The sequence below is a fragment of the Micromonospora marincola genome, assembly GCF_056150385.1.
Window position 1 is genome coordinate 1 of sequence record NZ_JAXCFT010000038.1, and the last position, 5052, is coordinate 5052.

Consider the following 5052-nt stretch of genomic DNA (forward strand, 5'->3'; position numbering starts at 1 on the left):
CCCTGCGGGTGGTGTTTGTTCAGAGTTGCACAGTGGACGCGTAGCAGCTTGGTAGTCAAGTCCTCGGCCTATTAGTACCGGTCAACTGAACCCGTTACCGGGCTTACATTTCCGGCCTATCAACCCAGTCGTCTAGCTGGGGGCCTTACCCCACAATGTGGGTGGGATACCTCATCTTGAAGCGAGCTTCCCGCTTAGATGCTTTCAGCGGTTATCCCTTCCGAACGTAGCTAACCAGCCGTGCCCCTGGCGGGACAACTGGCACACCAGAGGTTCGTCCGTCCCGGTCCTCTCGTACTAGGGACAGCCCTTCTCAAGTATCCTACGCGCACGGCGGATAGGGACCGAACTGTCTCACGACGTTCTAAACCCAGCTCGCGTACCGCTTTAATGGGCGAACAGCCCAACCCTTGGGACCTGCTACAGCCCCAGGATGCGACGAGCCGACATCGAGGTGCCAAACCATCCCGTCGATATGGACTCTTGGGGAAGATCAGCCTGTTATCCCCGGGGTACCTTTTATCCGTTGAGCGACACCGCTTCCACATGCCAGTGCCGGATCACTAGTCCCGACTTTCGTCCCTGCTCGACCTGTCAGTCTCACAGTCAAGCTCCCTTGTGCACTTGCACTCAACACCTGATTGCCAACCAGGCTGAGGGAACCTTTGGGCGCCTCCGTTACCCTTTAGGAGGCAACCGCCCCAGTTAAACTACCCACCAGACACTGTCCCTGAACCGGATAACGGTCCGAAGTTAGATACCCAAATCAACCAGAGTGGTATTTCAAGATTGCCTCCACCCATACTGGCGTATGGACTTCACCGGCTCCCACCTATCCTACACAAGCTAATTCAGATACCAATGTCAAGCTATAGTAAAGGTCCCGGGGTCTTTCCGTCCTGCCGCGCGTAACGAGCATCTTTACTCGTAATGCAATTTCGCCGGGCCTGTGGTTGAGACAGTGGGGAAGTCGTTACGCCATTCGTGCAGGTCGGAACTTACCCGACAAGGAATTTCGCTACCTTAGGATGGTTATAGTTACCACCGCCGTTTACTGGCGCTTAAGTTCTCCGCTTCGCCCCGAAGAGCTAACAGGTCCCCTTAACGTTCCAGCACCGGGCAGGCGTCAGTCCATATACATCGAATTACTTCTTCGCATGGACCTGTGTTTTTAGTAAACAGTCGCTTCCCCCTGCTCTCTGCGGCCATACAACGCTCCACCCGCGCGGGGCTTCACGTCTCCGGCCCCCCTTCTCCCTAAGTTACGGGGGCAATTTGCCGAGTTCCTTAACCACAGTTCGCCCGATCGCCTCGGTATTCTCTACCTGACCACCTGTGTCGGTTTGGGGTACGGGCCGCTCAGAACTCGCTAGAGGCTTTTCTCGGCAGCATAGGATCACTGACTTCACCTGAATCGGCTCGGCATCACGTCTCAGCCTTCATGCGCCGCGGATTTGCCTACGACACGGCCTACACGCTTACCCCGGCACAACCACCGGCCGGGATCAGCTACCTTCCTGCGTCACCCCATCGCTTGACTACTACCCGCCAGGTTCCCACGCTCCCCACCCTCAACCCGAAGGCCTTGGATGGATTGGATGGTTAGCACAACGAGGTTCATCAGGGACGCTCTTTCGCGGGTACGGGAATATCAACCCGTTGTCCATCGACTACGCCTCTCGGCCTCGCCTTAGGTCCCGACTCACCCAGGGCGGATTAGCCTGGCCCTGGAACCCTTGGTCATCCGGCGGAAGGGTTTCTCACCCTTCTTTCGCTACTCATGCCTGCATTCTCACTCGTGCCGTGTCCACAACTAGGTCACCCCGTCGCTTCACCCCCGGCACGACGCTCCCCTACCCATCCACACACCTGCACACCTCATCAAGGAAGCGCGAGGTTGAAATGTGAATGCCACAGCTTCGGCGGTGTGCTTGAGCCCCGCTACATTGTCGGCGCGGAACCACTTGACCAGTGAGCTATTACGCACTCTTTAAAGGGTGGCTGCTTCTAAGCCAACCTCCTGGTTGTCTATGCGACCCCACATCCTTTTCCACTTAGCACACGCTTAGGGGCCTTAGCTGGTGATCTGGGCTGTTTCCCTCTCGACTACGAAGCTTATCCCCCGCAGTCTCACTGCCGCGCTCTCACTTACCGGCATTCGGAGTTTGGCTGATTTCGGTAAGCTTGTGGGCCCCCTAGACCATCCAGTGCTCTACCTCCGGCAAGAAACACGCGACGCTGCACCTAAATGCATTTCGGGGAGAACCAGCTATCACGGAGTTTGATTGGCCTTTCACCCCTAACCACAGGTCATCCCCCAACTTTTCAACGTTGGTGGGTTCGGCCCTCCACGCGGTCTTACCCGCGCTTCAGCCTGCCCATGGCTAGATCACTCCGCTTCGGGTCTAGAGCATGCGACTAAAAACGCCCTATTCAGACTCGCTTTCGCTACGGCTCCCCCACACGGGTTAACCTCGCCACATGCCACTAACTCGCAGGCTCATTCTTCAAAAGGCACGCCGTCACCCCGTAAGGCTCCGACGGATTGTAGGCGAACGGTTTCAGGTACTATTTCACTCCCCTCCCGGGGTACTTTTCACCATTCCCTCACGGTACTCGTCCGCTATCGGTCACCAGGAAGTATTTAGGCTTACCAGGTGGTCCTGGCAGATTCACGGCAGATTTCAGGAGTCCGCCGCTACTCGGGAACACCCACAGAAGACCAGCAGCTTTCACCTACCGGACTATCACCGTCTACGGTCAGCCATTCCAGACTGTTCGACTAACCACTGGCTTTGTAACTCCTCAAACGAGTGTCAGCCCGTTTCGCAGGGTCCCACAACCCCGACCACGCAACCCCTGACAGGTATCACACGCAACCGGTTTAGCCTCAATCCGCTTTCGCTCGCCACTACTCACGGAATCACTATTTGTTTTCTCTTCCTACGGGTACTGAGATGTTTCACTTCCCCGCGTTCCCCCCACACACCCTATGTGTTCAGGTGCGGGTGACATCACATGACTGATGCCGGGTTCCCCCATTCGGACACCCTGGGATCACAGCTTGGTTGACAGCTCCCCCAGGCCTATCGCGGCCTCCCACGTCCTTCATCGGCTCCTGGTGCCAAGGCATCCACCGTTCGCCCTTGACAACTTGACCACAAAGATGCTCGCGTCCACTGTGCAATTCTCAACAAACAACCAACCCACAACCCACAGCCCCACACCAACCCGGCAACCGCCGGCGGTATGCGAGACCAGGCCATGCCTGGCACCAAACCCGAAGCAACGCCTCGGAATCTGGCTCCGAAGAAAACAACCATGGGTTGTTCCTTCAGGACCCAACAGGGTGCTCTCCGCCCTCCCCCAGCCGCACCAGGACTCCGTTCCCACCACCCAAGAGTGGCTGTACTAGAAGAACCCCGGCCGTTGCCGAAGGAAAACTCACCAGTGTCTCCGCCATTCGAGCACCCCACCACCACACTCGGGCAGCGCGGGCTCCATACCGGCTTTCACCGGATGGTGCTCCTTAGAAAGGAGGTGATCCAGCCGCACCTTCCGGTACGGCTACCTTGTTACGACTTCGTCCCAATCGCCAGCCCCACCTTCGACGGCTCCCTCCACAAGGGTTGGGCCACCGGCTTCGGGTGTTGCCGACTTTCGTGACGTGACGGGCGGTGTGTACAAGGCCCGGGAACGTATTCACCGCAGCGTTGCTGATCTGCGATTACTAGCGACTCCGACTTCACGGGGTCGAGTTGCAGACCCCGATCCGAACTGAGACCGGCTTTTTGGGATTCGCTCCACCTCACGGTATCGCAGCCCATTGTACCGGCCATTGTAGCATGCGTGAAGCCCTGGACATAAGGGGCATGATGACTTGACGTCATCCCCACCTTCCTCCGAGTTGACCCCGGCAGTCTTCGATGAGTCCCCGCCATAACGCGCTGGCAACATCGAACGAGGGTTGCGCTCGTTGCGGGACTTAACCCAACATCTCACGACACGAGCTGACGACAGCCATGCACCACCTGTGACCGCCCCCGAAGGACCCCCCATCTCTGGAGGTTTTGCGGCCATGTCAAACCCAGGTAAGGTTCTTCGCGTTGCATCGAATTAATCCGCATGCTCCGCCGCTTGTGCGGGCCCCCGTCAATTCCTTTGAGTTTTAGCCTTGCGGCCGTACTCCCCAGGCGGGGCGCTTAATGCGTTAGCTGCGGCACAGGGAACCGGAGAGGCCCCCCACACCTAGCGCCCAACGTTTACAGCGTGGACTACCAGGGTATCTAATCCTGTTCGCTCCCCACGCTTTCGCTCCTCAGCGTCAGTATCGGCCCAGAGACCCGCCTTCGCCACCGGTGTTCCTCCTGATATCTGCGCATTTCACCGCTACACCAGGAATTCCAGTCTCCCCTACCGAACTCTAGCCTGCCCGTATCGACCGCAGGCCTGGGGTTGAGCCCCAGGTTTTCACGGTCGACGCGACAAGCCGCCTACGAGCTCTTTACGCCCAATAAATCCGGACAACGCTCGCGCCCTACGTCTTACCGCGGCTGCTGGCACGTAGTTGGCCGGCGCTTCTTCTGCAGGTACCGTCACTTACGCTTCGTCCCTGCTGAAAGAGGTTTACAACCCGAAGGCCGTCATCCCTCACGCGGCGTCGCTGCATCAGGCTTCCGCCCATTGTGCAATATTCCCCACTGCTGCCTCCCGTAGGAGTCTGGGCCGTGTCTCAGTCCCAGTGTGGCCGGTCGCCCTCTCAGGCCGGCTACCCGTCGTCGCCTTGGTAGGCCATCACCCCACCAACAAGCTGATAGGCCGCGAGCCCATCCCAGGCCGAAAAACTTTCCACCACACACCATGCGACATGTGGTCATATCCGGTATTAGCCCCGGTTTCCCGGGGTTATCCCAAAGCCTAGGGCAGGTTGCTCACGTGTTACTCACCCGTTCGCCGCTCGAGTACCCCGAAGGGCCTTTCCGCTCGACTTGCATGTGTTAAGCACGCCGCCAGCGTTCGTCCTGAGCCAGGATCAAACTCTCCAACAAAAAC

2 rRNA genes are annotated in these 5052 nt (G+C 58.2%); both read right to left on the reverse strand.

From position 1 onward, the window contains the following. Positions 1-51 precede the first annotated feature (51 nt). Positions 52-3160: ribosomal RNA gene (locus SM450_RS30870) — 23S ribosomal RNA — on the reverse strand. 373 nt (positions 3161-3533) lie between these two features. Then, positions 3534-5048, reverse strand: a 16S ribosomal RNA gene (locus SM450_RS30875). Together the 16S and 23S rRNA genes form the textbook arrangement of a ribosomal RNA operon. Positions 5049-5052: the final 4 nt, after the last annotated feature.